Source organism: Methyloceanibacter sp., from assembly GCF_035650995.1.
Classification (GTDB): Bacteria; Pseudomonadota; Alphaproteobacteria; order Rhizobiales; family Methyloligellaceae; genus Methyloceanibacter.
Genome location: NZ_DASRGO010000100.1, coordinates 1 through 14456, shown reverse-complemented (window position 1 = coordinate 14456; position 14456 = coordinate 1). Strand labels below are relative to the sequence as shown.

At 63.5% G+C, this 14456-nt stretch carries 15 protein-coding genes and 1 tRNA gene; 13 read left to right on the top strand and 3 right to left on the bottom strand.

What is annotated here, in order from left to right; genetic code table 11:
• Positions 1-280: 280 nt before the first annotated feature.
• The 9 genes from VFB18_RS07885 to VFB18_RS07845 are packed head-to-tail and all read left to right on the top strand — an operon-like array spanning position 281 to position 4929.
• Entirely contained in the window at positions 281-724 is a 444-nt protein-coding gene (locus tag VFB18_RS07885; RefSeq protein ID WP_324973226.1) for a metalloregulator ArsR/SmtB family transcription factor, read from the top strand.
• Positions 613-1059: an SRPBCC domain-containing protein gene (locus VFB18_RS07880; protein ID WP_324973223.1), complete on the top strand. Its 447-nt coding sequence runs from the start codon at positions 613-615 to the stop codon at positions 1057-1059. Before VFB18_RS07885 ends, VFB18_RS07880 begins: the two co-directional genes overlap by 112 nt.
• A gap of 32 nt (positions 1060-1091) precedes the next feature.
• Entirely contained in the window at positions 1092-1520 is a 429-nt protein-coding gene (locus VFB18_RS07875) for a VOC family protein (RefSeq protein WP_324973220.1), read from the top strand.
• 30 nt (positions 1521-1550) lie between these two features.
• Positions 1551-2294, top strand: a complete 744-nt coding sequence (locus VFB18_RS07870) for a thioredoxin family protein (protein WP_324973217.1) — start codon at positions 1551-1553, stop codon at positions 2292-2294.
• Between the two features lie 21 nt (positions 2295-2315).
• Positions 2316-2819 carry a VOC family protein gene (locus VFB18_RS07865; protein WP_324973215.1) on the top strand — a complete coding sequence of 168 codons (504 nt, stop codon included), beginning with the start codon at positions 2316-2318 and terminating at the stop codon, positions 2817-2819.
• Between the two features lie 16 nt (positions 2820-2835).
• Positions 2836-3357, top strand: a complete 522-nt coding sequence (locus VFB18_RS07860; protein ID WP_324973212.1) for an SRPBCC domain-containing protein — start codon at positions 2836-2838, stop codon at positions 3355-3357.
• A gap of 46 nt (positions 3358-3403) precedes the next feature.
• On the top strand, positions 3404-3820 hold the full coding sequence (locus VFB18_RS07855) for a VOC family protein (protein ID WP_324973209.1): 417 nt from the start codon (positions 3404-3406) through the stop codon (positions 3818-3820).
• Between the two features lie 35 nt (positions 3821-3855).
• A complete protein-coding gene (locus tag VFB18_RS07850; protein ID WP_324973206.1) occupies positions 3856-4551 on the top strand; it encodes a glutathione S-transferase family protein in 696 nt (231 codons plus the stop codon).
• 21 nt (positions 4552-4572) lie between these two features.
• Positions 4573-4929 carry a DUF1428 domain-containing protein gene (locus VFB18_RS07845; RefSeq protein ID WP_324973203.1) on the top strand — a complete coding sequence of 119 codons (357 nt, stop codon included), beginning with the start codon at positions 4573-4575 and terminating at the stop codon, positions 4927-4929.
• Between the two features lie 29 nt (positions 4930-4958).
• Here VFB18_RS07845 and VFB18_RS07840 read toward each other — a convergent pair.
• Both VFB18_RS07840 and cpdR read right to left on the bottom strand, forming a co-directional pair.
• Positions 4959-5033 (bottom strand) — tRNA-Val (locus VFB18_RS07840).
• A 211-nt stretch (positions 5034-5244) separates the two neighbouring features.
• On the bottom strand, positions 5245-5634 hold the full coding sequence (cpdR, locus tag VFB18_RS07835; RefSeq protein WP_324973200.1) for a cell cycle two-component system response regulator CpdR: 390 nt from the start codon (positions 5632-5634) through the stop codon (positions 5245-5247).
• Positions 5635-5870: 236 nt separating this feature from the next.
• Between cpdR and VFB18_RS07830 the strand changes: the two genes are divergently transcribed.
• Positions 5871-6770, top strand: a complete 900-nt coding sequence (locus VFB18_RS07830; protein WP_324973197.1) for an N-formylglutamate amidohydrolase — start codon at positions 5871-5873, stop codon at positions 6768-6770.
• A gap of 305 nt (positions 6771-7075) precedes the next feature.
• Complete coding sequence (gene hisN / locus VFB18_RS07825; RefSeq protein ID WP_324973195.1) at positions 7076-7876, top strand: histidinol-phosphatase; 801 nt, start codon at positions 7076-7078, stop codon at positions 7874-7876.
• 9 nt (positions 7877-7885) lie between these two features.
• On the opposite strand, the gene VFB18_RS07820 is transcribed toward hisN, so the two are convergent.
• Positions 7886-8860 (bottom strand): alpha/beta hydrolase, encoded by a 975-nt coding sequence (locus VFB18_RS07820; protein WP_324973191.1) that lies wholly within the window; start codon positions 8858-8860, stop codon positions 7886-7888.
• A gap of 380 nt (positions 8861-9240) precedes the next feature.
• Here VFB18_RS07820 and VFB18_RS07815 point away from each other — a divergent pair, with 380 nt between their 5' ends.
• Both VFB18_RS07815 and gltB read left to right on the top strand, forming a co-directional pair.
• A complete protein-coding gene (locus VFB18_RS07815) occupies positions 9241-9711 on the top strand; it encodes an Hsp20 family protein (RefSeq protein ID WP_324973189.1) in 471 nt (156 codons plus the stop codon).
• Between the two features lie 530 nt (positions 9712-10241).
• On the top strand, positions 10242-14456 hold a 4215-nt coding region (gene gltB / locus VFB18_RS07810), incomplete at its 3' end, for a glutamate synthase large subunit (RefSeq protein ID WP_324973186.1).

The window sequence follows — 14456 nt, the reverse complement described above, 5'->3', positions numbered from 1 at the left end:
CGGAGCGCTCGCAGCGAGTTCTTGATCTTCATGGCAATCCATCCATCCTGGGCGGAAAACTAAGGCGGCGGCCCACAGAATTTGAGCCGCCTGCCAAGCGTGACGGACCATAAGAAGGGCAAAAGCCCCTGTCAACGCCCTAGTCCTCCTCGGTTTTCTGGGTGATCTTGACGTCTTTGCCGAGCGGCATCTCTGACCGGCAAGCCGGCACAGCCGCTTCGTGGGCCCTGATGGCGCGGCCCGGTTGACAGTGAAGCCCCCTATCCCTATACTTAACCACATGGTTAAGTATTACGACACCTCGCTCGACCGCACTTTCGCCGCGCTCGCCGACCCCACCCGGCGCGCTCTGATCGCGCAACTCGTCGAGCATGACGGCGTTTCTGTCAGCGAGCTCGCGAAGCCGTTCCCCGTGTCGCTTCCCGCGATCATGAAGCATCTCGACGTTCTGTCCGACGCGGGCCTCATCACGCGGACCAAGACCGGCCGCGTCGTATCCTGCCGCCTCGCGGCCCAACCAATGCAGGAGGCCGTGAGTTGGCTCAACCGCTACCAGCGCTTCTGGTCCGAGCGCCTCGATCGCCTCGCCGCCTTCCTGGAGGAGGAAGAGTCATGTCAGTCCAGCCAGCCGTCGCCGCCAAGCCCAGCCTCACCCTCAAGCGGCACCTTAAAGTCTCTCCCGCCAAAGTCTTCGCCGCGTGGACCGAGCCGGAAAAGATCCTGAGGTGGTTTGGTCCCGATTCAGGGCCGGTGAAAGAGGCCTCGACCGATGTCAGGGTCGGCGGGCGCTACGCGGTAAGCTTCCATACCGAGGATGGCGAGCAGCATCACGTGAGCGGGATTTACCGCGAGGTCGTTCCTAACGAGAAGCTCGTCTTCACCTGGGCGTGGCGCACCATGCCGGAGCGCGAGTCGCTGGTGACGGTGCTCATCAAACCTGACGGCGCCGGGTCGCTTCTCACCCTGATCCACGAGCAGTTCTTCGACGAGGCCGCGCGTGACCGCCATCGCCAAGGCTGGAGTGGCTGCCTCGACAAGCTCGAGCGTTATCTTGCGTAACCGCTTTCTCGCGTAACCCAAAGGAGGCCACCATGGCACAGGCCGCAGCCAAGAAGCGTAGCGAAGCCACCGAGCCGTCGAAACAAAGCTTCCACGGCAGCTTCTGCTGGAACGAGTTGATGACGCGGGACATCGAAGGCGCGCAGCGCTTTTACCGCGACACGATCGGCTGGAGCTTCGAGCCGATGAAGATGGTTTGGGGCACCTATTGGATCGCCAAGTCCGGCGGCAAGAATGTCGGCGGCATGTTCGAGCTGACGAGCCCCGAATTCGACGGCGTGCCGAATGCCTGGATGTCCTACGTCGCTGTCGACGACGTCGACGCCCGCGTCGCCAAGGCGAAGAAGGCAGGCGCCAAGCTGATGCGGTCGATCTTCGATGTCGAAGGCGTCGGGCGCATCGCCATCCTCATGCAGCCCGACGGCGCCAGCGTCGCCTGGATGACACCGAAACCCGAATAGAGTTCACACCGCCAATCGAGGGAGAGAGCGATGCAGCAGCACAGAATCGTTTCGCGCGATGAGTGGACGAATGAGCGCAAGGCGTTTCTCGCCAAGGAGAAGGAGTTCACGCGAGCGCGCGACCGCTTGAGCGCCGAGCGCCGCGCCCTCCCCTGGGTCGAGATCGGCAAACCCTACGTGTTCGCCACGCCATCCGGAAAGAAAACGCTCGCCGAGCTGTTCGACGGCAGAAGCCAGCTCATCGTCTATCACTTCATGCTCGGCCCCGGCTGGCAGGAGGGCTGCCAGAGCTGCTCCTATCTCGCCGATCATTTCGACGGCGCGAACATCCACCTTGCCCAACGCGACGTGACGCTCGTTGCCGTCTCTCGCGCGCCGCTTGCCGAGATCGAAGAATTCAAGCGGCGCATGGGCTGGCGCTTTCCCTGGGTGTCGTCCTTCGGAACCGAATTCAACTTCGATTTCCACGTGTCCTTCACCGACGAGGAGGTCGGCAAGGAGGCTGAATACAATTACGGACGGCAGGAAATTGATAGCGACGAGATGCCGGGCGTGAGCGTCTTCTACAAGGACCAAACCGGCACCGTGTTCCACACCTATTCGGCCTATGCGCGCGGGCTCGACATCCTGGTCGGCGCCTACAACTTCCTTGACCTCACGCCCAAAGGTCGCGACGAGGACGATTTGCCCTGGACCATGGCCTGGGTGCGCCATCACGACAAATACGAGAGCACCATGCCGTCTCATTCATGTTGCGCTGGCGCAGCAGAATAGCGCGAGCCTGAAGGACCCATCATGGCGATCGCCAAGCAGAAGATCACGCCGTGCCTATGGTTCGATACCGAGGCCGAGGATGCGGCGAAGTTCTATTGTTCGATCTTCGAGAATTCGAAGATCGACCAAGTCAGCCGCTACGTCGATGCCGGTCAGGAGATCCACGGAAAACCGGCCGGTTCGGTGATGGTCGTCGCCTTCCAGCTCGAGGGCCAGAAATTCGTGGCGCTCAATGGCGGGCCCCAGTTCAAGTTCGACGAGGCGATCTCTTTCCAGGTCTCCTGCCCGACGCAGAAGGAAGTCGACTATTTCTGGGACAAGCTTACCGCGGATGGCGGGGAAGAAGGTCCTTGCGGCTGGCTGAAGGACAAGTTCGGGCTGTCCTGGCAGGTCGTGCCCGATCAGCTCATCGAGATGATGCTCGACAAGGACGCGAAGAAGGTCGCTCGCGTCACCCAAGCTTTCCTCAAGATGAAGAAGTTCGACATCGCGGCGCTCGAACGCGCCTATGACGGCGGATCATGACGGCAAGGAGTCCCCTATGAACGATATCAAAGAAAAATCCAACGCCCACCATGCGGACGATTTCGTCATCACCCGCGTCGTGAATGCGCCCGTGAGCCGCGTGTGGAAGGCGTGGACCGACGCCAGGGACCTCAAGCAATGGTGGGGACCGAAAGGTCACGAAATCGTCTCCACCAAGGTCGATCTGAGACCCGGCGGCATTTTTCACTATCACCTGCGCTCACCGAGCGGCGAGGACATATGGGGCAAGTTCGTCTATCGCGAGATCGTCCCCGAGCAGCGGCTCGTTTTCATCACGTCCTTCTCCGATGAGAACGCGGGAGAGACACGCCATCCCATGGCCCCGGACTGGCCGCTCAAGATGCTGTCGACGGTGACCTTCGCCGAGAAGGACGGCAAGACCACGGTCACAGTCCGCTGGTCGCCCTACGAACCCACACCAAAGGAGCGCGATGCCTTTGAGGCTGGCCGCGACTCGATGAAGGCCGGCTGGACCGGAACCTTCGAGCGGCTCGAGGCCTATCTCGGCGTCGCGTGAGGCCGCCCATCAACCGGCATAGTCGCAAAACACCAAGGAGTGCAGCATGCAAGTCAGTCCCTATCTCACCTTCAACGGCAATTGCGAGGACGCCTTCAAGACCTATCGCCAGATCCTGGGTGGCGAGATCGTTGCCATGATCCCGCACGAGGGCACGCCGGCCGAATGCGGTGTGCCGCCGGAGTGGCGCAAAAAGATCATCCACGCAAAGCTCGTCGGCAACGGCATGGTGCTGATGGGAGCGGATGCCCCGCCCGACCGCTACCAGCCCATGCAGGGTTTTTCGATGACGCTCAACGTCAAAGACCCGGCCGAGGCCGAGCGCGTCTTTACCGCGCTGGCCAAGGACGGAGAGACGCGCATGCCGCTCGGCGAAACCTTCTTCGCCCAGAAGTTCGGCATGTGCACAGACAAATTCGGCACGCCGTGGATGGTGGTGTGCGAGAAGCCGCAGCCGGCCTAGCCACGCGCAGGAACACCCAGGGAGCACCTCCAATTATGGCCCTCAAACTCTACTTCCACCCCTTCTCGTCATTTTGCCAAAAGGTTTTGATCGCGCTCTACGAAAACGGCACGCCCTTCGAGCGGGAGCTGGTCGATCTCATGGACCCGGCGTCAGCTGCAGCCTTCAGGAGGATTTGGCCGATCGGCAAGTTTCCGGTTCTGCGCGACGAAGGCAGGGGCGAGACCGTGCCTGAGTCGAGCATCATCATCGAGTATTTGGCCGAGCATTATCCCGGCAAATCCAAACTCGTGCCCGATAATCCCGACCTCGCGCGCGAAGCGCGCTTCTACGACCGCTTCTTCGATCTTTATGTGGAAATGCCATTGCAGAAGGTGGTCGTCGACCGTTTCCGGCCCGAGGGCAAGAACGATCCGTACGGCGTCGAGCAGGCCAAAAGCCAGTTCAAGACTGCGCTCGACATCATCGAAGACAAACTGACAGGGAAGACCTGGGCCACGGGCGAAAGCTTCACCATGGCCGACTGCGCCGCGGCGCCTGCGTTGTTCTACGCCAATCTCGCAATGCCGTTCGATCAGGAATACAAGCAGACGGCCGCCTATCTCCGCCGTCTCATCCAACGGCCGTCTTTTGCCCGCTGCATCGAGGAGGCCAAGCCCTATCGGCACTTCTTCCCGATCAGGAATGCCGACTGGAGCTTTGCGGAAGCAGACTCTTCATTTGCAGCCTAAACCTAAACGGAGTGCCGAAGCATGGCCTATGTCGATGGATTCATCGTGCCGGTGCCGAAGAAGCAGCTTGAGGCCTATCGGAGGCTCGCGCGCAAGGCCGGCAAGATTTGGCGCGAGCACGGCGCGCTCGATTTCCACGAATGCGTCGCCGACGACGTGAAGGTCGGCAAATGGACGTCGTTCCCCCGAGCCGTCAAGCTCAGGCCCAATGAGACCGTGGTGTTCTCCTGGATTACCTACAAGTCGCGTGCTCATCGCGACCGCGTCAACGCCAAGGTCATGAAGGACAAGCGCCTCCACGACATGCACCCGGATAGCCTGCCCTTCGATGGGAAGCGCATGATCTATGGCGGCTTCAAGGTGCTGGTCGAGGTCTGAGCCTCCCTAGCCTGTCATCGGTCGGAGAATGGTGGGCGGTACTGGGATCGAACCAGTGACCCCTGCGATGTCAACACAGTGCTCTACCGCTGAGCTAACCGCCCTTGTCTTGCCGGGGATTGCTTCTATATCGGCAATGCGCCCGCCAAGGCAAGCCGCCCCCGAGCCTCAACTCCCGCCACCTGGCAGGCGAACCGTGGCGGATCGGGCGCATCGTGAAGGTGGTCCGCCCCAAGGAGCGCAGGCACTTTATCGCGATCGTTTCAGATCGCTCTGTTGCCGCCCCGCAACGCCGACTAACCCGTTTGCGACGCTCTAGGCCGCGAGCAGCCGCTCCACCTGATCGACAAGATCACGCAAGTGGAAGGGCTTCGACAGGATTTTGGCGTCCTTCGGCGCATGGCTGTCGGGATTGAGGGCCACGGCGGCGAAACCGGTGATGAACATGATCTTGAGGTCTGGATCGAGTTCGCTTGCCTTACGGGCAAGCTCGATGCCGTCCATCTCGGGCATGACGATATCGGTAAGCAACAGCGTGAAGGGCTCTTCCTTGAGCCGCTCATAGGCCTCGAGCCCGTTGCCGAACGAAACGACGTCGTAGCCGGCCTTGGCGAGCGCCCTCACCAGAAAACGCCGCATATCCTCGTCGTCCTCGGCAAGCAAAATGCGCTGAAGGCTTCGCGCCCGCGGATCGTTAGCCTCCATCCCTCTCCCCCTACTCTCGCCCCCTGTCTGGGCGTACACGAACTTGGTAAACGACCGATTGCCCCGGTTCTTGAAGGCGACCTTGGCCGCCCCCTCCCCAGGGACCCAAATCATCGCGTCTTATTGCCCGGCGCACAAGAAAGAACACGCCTAGACAGCTTCAACTCTCGTTGGCAGAGTTTACAGGCGATTCCATGCCGGCATCAGGGGGCTGCCGGCGCGGCAAGGGAGTGGCCATGAGCCCAAGCGAGGCTGAGGCTATCGAAAGCGAATTGGTCCCGCCATTTGCGGTGGCACGGCCCTCAAGCCTGCAAGGCCCGCTCGTCTTCAACTCGCCTCATAGCGGCCGGGTCTATCCGAGCACGTTTTTGGCTGCTTCCAAGCTCGATCCGCGCGCACTCAGGCGGTCTGAGGACGCCTTCGTCGAGGAGTTGTTCGGCTTCGTCACCGACCTCGGCGCGCCGCTCCTCCACGCCCACTTCCCGCGCGCTTATTTGGACGTGAACCGCGAACCTTACGAGCTCGATCCCGCCCTCTTCCGCGACGGACTGCCCCACTACGCCAACACACAATCGGTGCGGGTAGTGGGCGGTCTTGGCACTATCGCGCGTATCGTCTCGGAGTCCGACGAAATCTACCGCGAGCCGCTCTCGCTCGAGGCGGCGCTCGAGCGCATCAATCGCCTCTACACCCCTTACCATGAGACGCTGAAGGCGCTCCTGCTCGAGGCGCACAAGGAGTTCGGCCTCGCCGTGCTCATCGATTGCCATTCCATGCCCTCGAACCCGATGACCGAGCAGGGCGTTGGTCGTCCGGATTTCGTGCTTGGCGATCGCTTCGGGGCATCCTGCAGCGGCGAACTGACGAGGCTCGCGGCCGGCCAGCTCAAGTCCCTGGGCTATGTGGTTGCGCTCAACAAGCCCTATGCCGGGGGCTACATCACCGAGCACTACGGCCGGCCGCACAAGGGCCAACATGCGCTTCAGATCGAGGTCAACCGCGCGCTCTATATGGACGAGACGAGCTTCGAGAAGGCGGAAGGCTTTGCCCGGCTGCGCGACGACTTGGAAGCGGTCGTGCGCGCCCTGATGGCCGGCGTTTCGGGTCTGGCAATTCCCCGCGCCGCCGCCGAATAAAACTGCAACTAAAATGGTGTAGATGAAAAAAGGGGCCGTTCGAATGGATCCGAACGGCCCAAGTCTAGGGAGGAAACGCCCAAGGAGGGCAGCGACACGACCTGGAGAGCCATGCCGCGTTGCAACAATATGTCATTGCGGCGCACAAAAAGCAAGGTTGCAATGACCGTTCAGAGGCATTTTCGAAACAGTGGTGCATAACTGTCACGGAGGATGCGCGGGCCGCGGCTTTGCGCGAATTTTCCCGTCTCAAGCGCCGCGGAAGCCTTGACTCCCAAGGTAAAAGAGCCGCAAAGCCTCACCCCGTGCCCACCCCACAAGCCCCCTCCTTCGCCGCGCTCTTGGCCGCCGCCCATCTGCTCGCAGACCGGGCGGGCGCGGTCATTTTGCCGCATTTCCGCACGGCCCTCGCCATTGACCACAAAGGCGGCGACCTGTTCGACCCGGTGACTGCCGCCGACCGCGCGGCCGAAATGGCGATCCGGGACGCACTGGGCGAGATCTACCCGACACACGGCATCATCGGCGAGGAATACGGAGCCCTTCGCCCCGACGCCGAATATTGCTGGGTGGTTGACCCGATCGACGGCACGCGCGCCTTCGTCGTCGGGCAACCCTTATGGGGGACCCTGATCGGACTGAAGCGGGACGGCACGGCGCTGCTCGGGCTCATGGACCAGCCGTTTGTCGGCGAGCGCTTCTTCAGTGGGGAGCGCGATGCCTTTATTAGCAGGGCAGGGACGACAACGCCGATGCGCACGCGGCCCTGCCCCGCCCTCAGCGAAGCCTTGCTTACGGCTTCGAGCCCCGACCTCTTCACCACCGAAGAAGAGCGCGCGCGGTTCGATGACTTGGCACGCGCGGTCAGGCTGAGGCGCTTCGGCGGCGACTGCTACAATTACTGTCTGCTCGCACTCGGCCAGGTCGACCTCGTGGTCGAGGCCGGCCTCAAGGCCTACGACATCCTTCCGCTCGTGCCGATCATCGAGCGCGCGGGCGGCATCGTCACCACTTGGGATGGCGGCGATGCCAAGGAGGGCGGCCGCATCCTCGCTGCCGGCGACAGGCGCCTGCACGAGGCGGCGCTCAGGGTGCTATCGCGCTGATCCTTTCGCCTAGCTCGCCCGGCTGAGCAGGGGCTCGCTCATAACGGCGCCCGGCACGAAGGCGTCGAACGCGGCCCAGAACTGCTCGCGGATCGGGTCACGTTCTTGGAGGATCTCGTGCCGCGCCCCACGCATAACGATCTGCGATCCGGCCCTCAGCCGCGAGGCAAAGTCCTCGATGGCCTTGGACGAAACGATCCGGTCGTCGCCAGCCGCCATCATCAGCACCGGAACGCGGATGCGCGGCGCGAACCGCTCGTCCTCGAGCTCCTGCATCGCCGAGAGCGCCGCCCTGAGCCAGCCGATCGTCGGCGGTCCGACGGCGAGCGAGGGCTCGGCCTTGAGCACCGATAGGTTGCGCAGAAAACGTTCGCGATCGGAGGTCAGTGGATTGCCCTCGAACGTCTCGTTCAAGACATATTCCACCTTGCGTCCCGGAACGGCGCGGCGGCCCAGCCCGAACAGGCAAAGGCCGTCAGCCATCTGCCGGCAGAGCTTGTGCGAGACCGGGAGCCCATGCACCTTCACCATCGGCGCCATCATCACCATGCGGCTGAACCAGCAGCCGCGCTTGGTCGAGGCCTTGAACAGCACCGTCGCGGCCATCGAATGGGCGAGCGCGAAATAGGGCGTCGGGCAGTCGGGAAGCACCACATTCTTCATGAAGTGGCCGAGGTCCTCCTCGTACTCGGAGAAATGATTGACGTGTCCCCTCAGCGGATGGCGTGTCAGCCGGCTCGACCCGCCCTGGCCGCGCCAATCGAGCACGGCAACCGCAAAGCCCCTGCGCCTCAGCTCGCCCACGACCTCGAAATATTTCTCGATGTATTCGCTTCGACCGGGAAAGATACACACCGTCCCCCGCCTGCTCTTGAGCGCCGACTGCCAGCTCGCATAGCGAAGGCGAAGTCCCTTGCGCACGTCGATATAACCGACCGCTGCGCCGAGCGGCACCGGGTTCTTCGGTGTGCCTACGAGGTTCATCTTGAGGCGGTCTTCCCTCTGGAGGCGCTAACCTGCGCCTCTGCCCTTATAGCAGCCCGAGGCGGCGCCCATAGTCTTGCCGCGCAAAAATGTCGCCGGTTTGGCGCGGTTCGCTGCCATGCCGAGGCAAGATTGTACCGCTCAGGCTCTCATGCCCCGCCCTCGCGGCGACGGGAGGAGTTCGGATCAGTGTCATACCGCCGGCCGGGAACGCCCGGCACGCTGTTATTCTTCTTTGATTTCAGTGGCGTAACGCTCTTGACGGGCCGCAGCCCCCTTACCATATCCCTCCGCGGCGCAAGGCCTTAGGGCTTGCGTTTTATCCGCCCGGCTCCTTGCGAGCGGGCAACCAAGCATATCGCTTCATCAAGGAGGATGTGATGAGACACTTCGATCTTACCCCGCTTTACCGTTCCACCATCGGCTTCGATCGCCTCGGCGCGCTGCTCGACACGCTGTCGAACTTCGAAGGTGAGACGCCGAGCTATCCGCCCTACAACATCGAGCGCGTCGGCGAGAACGAGTACCGTATTTCCATGGCCGTCGCCGGCTTCGGCGAGCGCGACCTCGACATCGAGGTGAAGGAGAACACGCTCTCGATCCGCGGCGAGAAGAAGTCCGAGGTCGAGAACACGACCTTCCTCCATCGCGGCATTGCCTCGCGGAGCTTCGAGCGCAGGTTCCAGCTCGCCGACCATGTGGTGGTGAAAGGCGCGAGCCTCGAGAACGGCCTGCTCCATGTCGACCTCGTGCGCGAGCTGCCCGAGGCCATGAAGCCCCGCACCATTCCGATCGCCACCAAGACGGAAGCGGCCGAGCAGCCGAAAGTCATCGACAGCAAGGCTGCGTAACGCTTCAGGCGTTTACGGCGCTACCAAACAAGAAGGGCGCTCTCTCTCAAGAAGAGCGCCCTTCCCTTGTGCGGCCGGCCTTTGCCGCCGCCCATAGTCGCTCCCTCCAACGCAAGACGTTCGTCGGGAGCGCCTCGTGGGCCGCGGCTTGCGTGGGGCCTTAACGCGTCACAGCCAGCTCCCCGCAAACGTCCCCGCTCGCTATTCGTTCCGAAATGCCGGCCGGCCGCGAATCCCCGCTTGTGCGCCTATGGGAAATCTGTCAATTTGAGGACGAATAGGACAGGCTTGCTGACCTTCCTTGCTAAGGGGCCGGCGCTGGTCTTGATGCTCCCTGTCTCGCTCGGCGGCGAGGCGCTTGGGGGCCCAGCCGTCTACCGCAGGGAGGGCACTTGCTTCCTAAGGAGCTGGGTACTTCACTAGCCCCTCCCGAGTTCTCCTGAGAGGTGAAGGCCCGGCCGTTGGCCCAGGCTTTTGGTGGTACCGCGAAGCGCGCCCTGCGCCAGCGCGGGCCGAGGTTGTGTACGACAATGGCAGCTCGTGCGTTCCCGCCCGGTTCAGAGGATGCGGCATGGCCCTCGCCGCCGCAGGCGCAAGGACTCTACGATCCGAAGCGCGAGCATGATGCGTGCGGCGTCGGCTTCGTCGCCGACCTCAAGGGCCGCCCGAGCCATACCATCATCGAGCACGGCCTTCAGATCCTCGAGAACCTGACCCACCGCGGCGCGACCGGCGCCGATCCCCTTGCAGGCGACGGGGCCGGCATCCTCGTGCAGATACCGCACGCCTTCTTCAAGGAGGTCACGGGCCCGCTTGGCATCGATTTGCCCGAGCCCGGGCATTATGCGGCCGGCTACATGTTCATGCCGCAGAACCGGGCCCAGCGCATCTATTGCGAGTCGGTAGTTGAGCGCGTGACCGATGCCGAGGGGCTCAAGCTCCTCGGTTGGCGCGGCGTGCCGACCGACAATTCCTGCCTGTCCGCCGGAGTGATCGCCACCGAGCCGACGCACCGGCAGGTGTTCATCGGGCGCGGCCCCGACGTCGAGGACGACACCGACTTCGAGCGCAGGCTCTATGTGCTGCGCAAGGTGATCTCTAACACGATCCTCGGCGAGACCGGGGGCCACGACATCGGCTTCTACACCGTGTCGCTGTCGTGCCGCACCATCGTCTACAAGGGCATGTTCCTCGCCTATCAGCTCGGGCGTTACTACCCCGACCTGCACCATCCGAAGTTCGCCTCGGCGCTCGCCCTCGTGCATCAGCGCTTCTCGACCAACACCTTCCCGTCGTGGAAGCTCGCCCATCCCTACCGCATGGTTGCCCATAACGGCGAGATCAACACGCTGCGCGGCAACCTGAACTGGATGGCCGCGCGCCAGGCGAGCGTATCCTCGCCGCTGTTCGGCCCCGACATCAAGAAGCTCTGGCCGATCTCCTACGAGGGCCAGTCCGATACCGCCTGCTTCGACAACGCGCTCGAATTTCTGGTGCAGGGCGGTTACAGCCTCGCGCACGCGGCGATGATGCTGATCCCTGAGGCCTGGGCCGGCAACCCGCTGATGGATGCCAAGCGCCGCGCATTTTACGAGTATCACGCCTGCCTGATGGAGCCGTGGGACGGTCCCGCCGCCATGGCCTTCACCGACGGCCGGCAGATTGGCGCGACGCTCGACCGCAACGGCTTGCGCCCCGCGCGCTACCTCGTCACCGACGACGGCCTCGTCATTATGGCTTCCGAGACCGGCGTGCTGCCGATTCCCGAGAAGAAGATCGTCGAGAAGTGGCGGCTCCAACCCGGCAAGATGCTGCTCATCGATCTCGAAAAGGGCCGCATCGTCTCCGACGAGGAGATCAAGGCCGAGCTCGCCTCGGCCCATCCCTATCAGGAGTGGCTCGACCGCACCCAGATCCGCGTGCACGAGCTGCCGGACACCGGCGCTACCGCGCCGCGCACCAATGTGAGCCTGCTCGACCGTCAGCAGGCCTTCGGCTACACGCAGGAAAGCATCAAGTTCCTGATGCTGCCAATGGCCGAGTCGGGCCAGGAGGCGGTCGGCTCGATGGGCACCGACACGCCGATCTCGGCCCTCTCCGACCGGCCGAAGCTGCTGCACACCTATTTCAAGCAGAACTTCGCGCAAGTCACCAACCCGCCGATCGACCCGATCCGCGAGGAGCTGGTGATGTCGCTCGTGACCTTCATCGGGCCGCGGCCGAATCTGCTCGACCTCGAAGGCACCTCGAAGCAGAAGCGGCTCGAGGCGGCGCATCCGATCCTCACCAACGAGAATCTCGAGCGCATCCGCGGCATCGGCGACGTGCCCGACAACCAGTTCCGAACCGTGACGCTCGACATCACCTATGCCGCCGACCAGGGCGCCGCCGGCATGGGCCGGGCCCTGGACCGGCTATGCAAGCGCGCCGAGGAAGCGGTCCGTGCCGGTGAAAACATCATCATCCTGTCCGATCGCGCGACCGGGCCCGAGCGCATTCCGATCCCCTCGCTGCTTGCCACGAGCGCGGTACATCATCATCTGATCCGCTGCGGGCTTAGAACCTCGGTCGGCCTCGTGGTCGAGACCGGCGAGGCCCACGAGGTGCATCAATTCGCGACGCTCGCGGGCTACGGCGCCGAGGCGATCAATCCCTACCTCGCCTTCGAGACCATCGAGGCGATCCTACCCGAGGTCGAGGAACAGCTGACGGCCGAAGAGGCCGTGAAGCGCTACATCAAGGCGATCGACAAGGGATTGCTCAAGGTGATGTCGAAGATGGGCATCTCTACCTATCAGTCCTATTGCGGCGCCCAGATTTTCGACGCGGTGGGGCTGAGGAGCGACTTCATCGCCAAATATTTCACCGGCACCAACAGCCAGGTCGAGGGAGTGGGTCTCGAGGAGATCGCTCTCGAGACGGTCGAGCGCCACTCTCTCGCCTTCTCCGACGCTCCGGTGCTGCGCGAATCCCTCGATGTCGGCGGCGAATACGCTTATCGCGTGCGCGGCGAGGCGCATGTCTGGCGTCCGTCGGTGGTCGCCGATCTACAACATGCCGTGCGCGGGCAGCTTCCCGAGAAGTACCGGTCCTTCGCCAAGGCGATCAACGAGCAGAGCGAGCAGCTCCTGACGTTGCGCGGCATGTTCCGCATCAAGAGCGCCGAGGAGATCGGACAGAAACCCATTCCGCTCGATCAGGTCGAGCCCGCCAAGGAGATCGTGAAGCGCTTCTCGACCGGAGCCATGTCGTTCGGCTCGATCAGCCGTGAGGCGCACACCACGCTCGCCATCGCCATGAACCGCATCGGCGGCAAGTCGAACACGGGCGAAGGCGGCGAGGAGTCAGACCGCTACAAGCCGCTGCCGAACGGCGACTCGATGCGTTCCAAGATCAAGCAGGTCGCTTCGGGACGCTTCGGCGTGACGACCGAGTATCTCGTCAATGCCGACATGATGCAGATCAAGATGGCGCAAGGGGCCAAGCCCGGAGAGGGCGGCCAGCTCCCGGGCCACAAGGTCGACGCCATCATTGCCAAAGTGCGGCACTCGACGCCCGGCGTGGGCCTGATCTCCCCGCCGCCGCATCACGATATCTATTCGATCGAGGATCTCGCGGAGCTGATCCATGACCTGAAGAACGGCAACCGCCTGGCGCGCGTCAGCGTGAAGCTCGTCGCCGAAGTCGGCGTCGGCACCGTCGCCGCCGGCGTCGCCAAGGCGCACGCCGACGTCGTGTTGATCTCCGGCTACGACGGCGGCACCGGCGCCTCGCCGCAGACTTCGCTGCAGCACGCCGGCCTGCCGTGGGAGCTCGGGCTGGCCGAGACCCACCAGACGCTCGTGTTGAATAATCTGCGCTCGCGCATCGCGGTCGAGACCGACGGCCAGCTGAAGACCGGCCGCGACGTCATCATCGCCGCGCTGCTCGGCGCCGAGGAGTTCGGCTTCGCCACCGCGCCGCTCGTCGCGACCGGCTGCATCATGATGCGCGTCTGCCATCTCAACACCTGCCCCGCGGGCGTCGCGACGCAGGACCCGCAGCTGCGCGCGAAGTTCGCCGGCAAGCCGGAGCATGTCGTCAACTTCATGCGTTTCATCGCCGAGGACATGCGCGAACTCATGGCCGCGCTCGGTTTCCGCACCGTCGAGGAGATGGTCGGCCGCACCGACCGGCTCGAGGCGAAAAAGGCGGTCGAGCACTGGAAGGCCAAGGGGCTCGATTTCTCGAACATCCTCTACCAGCCGGACGTCGGCGCCGAGGTCGGCCGCTTCTGCTCGATCAAGCAGGACCACGGCATCGACCGCTCGCTGGACGTCACGCAGCTCCTCGAGCTGTGCAAGCCGGCGATCGAGCGCGGCGAGAAGGTCATCGCCGAGCTGCCGATCCGCAACGTCCACCGCGTGGTCGGCACGATCACCAGCGGCGAGATCACGAAGAAGCACGGCGCGAAGGGGCTGCCCGAGGACACGATCCGGATCAAGTTCAACGGCTCGGCCGGCCAGAGCTTCGGCGCATTCATGACGCACGGCATGACGTTCTCGATCGAGGGCGACGCCAACGACTACTTCGGCAAGGGCCTCTCCGGCGGCAAGCTCATCATCTATCCGTCGGCCAAGTCGCCGTTCGTCGCGGAGGAGAACATGATCATCGGCAACGTCGCGCTCTACGGCGCCACCGCCGGCGAAGTGTACATCCGCGGCATGGCCGGCGAGCGCTTCGCGGTCCGCAACTCGGGCGTCGAC

Bases quoted from the DNA above. Each gene is read 5' to 3' on its own strand.
- VFB18_RS07885 (WP_324973226.1), top strand. From the start codon at position 281: ATGGTTAAGTATTACGACACCTCGCTCGACCGCACTTTCGCCGCGCTC.
- VFB18_RS07880 (WP_324973223.1), top strand. From the start codon at position 613: ATGTCAGTCCAGCCAGCCGTCGCCGCCAAGCCCAGCCTCACCCTCAAG.
- VFB18_RS07875 (WP_324973220.1), top strand. From the start codon at position 1,092: ATGGCACAGGCCGCAGCCAAGAAGCGTAGCGAAGCCACCGAGCCGTCG.
- VFB18_RS07870 (WP_324973217.1), top strand. From the start codon at position 1,551: ATGCAGCAGCACAGAATCGTTTCGCGCGATGAGTGGACGAATGAGCGC.
- VFB18_RS07865 (WP_324973215.1), top strand. From the start codon at position 2,316: ATGGCGATCGCCAAGCAGAAGATCACGCCGTGCCTATGGTTCGATACC.
- VFB18_RS07860 (WP_324973212.1), top strand. From the start codon at position 2,836: ATGAACGATATCAAAGAAAAATCCAACGCCCACCATGCGGACGATTTC.
- VFB18_RS07855 (WP_324973209.1), top strand. From the start codon at position 3,404: ATGCAAGTCAGTCCCTATCTCACCTTCAACGGCAATTGCGAGGACGCC.
- VFB18_RS07850 (WP_324973206.1), top strand. From the start codon at position 3,856: ATGGCCCTCAAACTCTACTTCCACCCCTTCTCGTCATTTTGCCAAAAG.
- VFB18_RS07845 (WP_324973203.1), top strand. From the start codon at position 4,573: ATGGCCTATGTCGATGGATTCATCGTGCCGGTGCCGAAGAAGCAGCTT.
- cpdR (WP_324973200.1), bottom strand. From the start codon at position 5,634: ATGGAGGCTAACGATCCGCGGGCGCGAAGCCTTCAGCGCATTTTGCTT.
- VFB18_RS07830 (WP_324973197.1), top strand. From the start codon at position 5,871: ATGAGCCCAAGCGAGGCTGAGGCTATCGAAAGCGAATTGGTCCCGCCA.
- VFB18_RS07820 (WP_324973191.1), bottom strand. From the start codon at position 8,860: ATGAACCTCGTAGGCACACCGAAGAACCCGGTGCCGCTCGGCGCAGCG.
- VFB18_RS07815 (WP_324973189.1), top strand. From the start codon at position 9,241: ATGAGACACTTCGATCTTACCCCGCTTTACCGTTCCACCATCGGCTTC.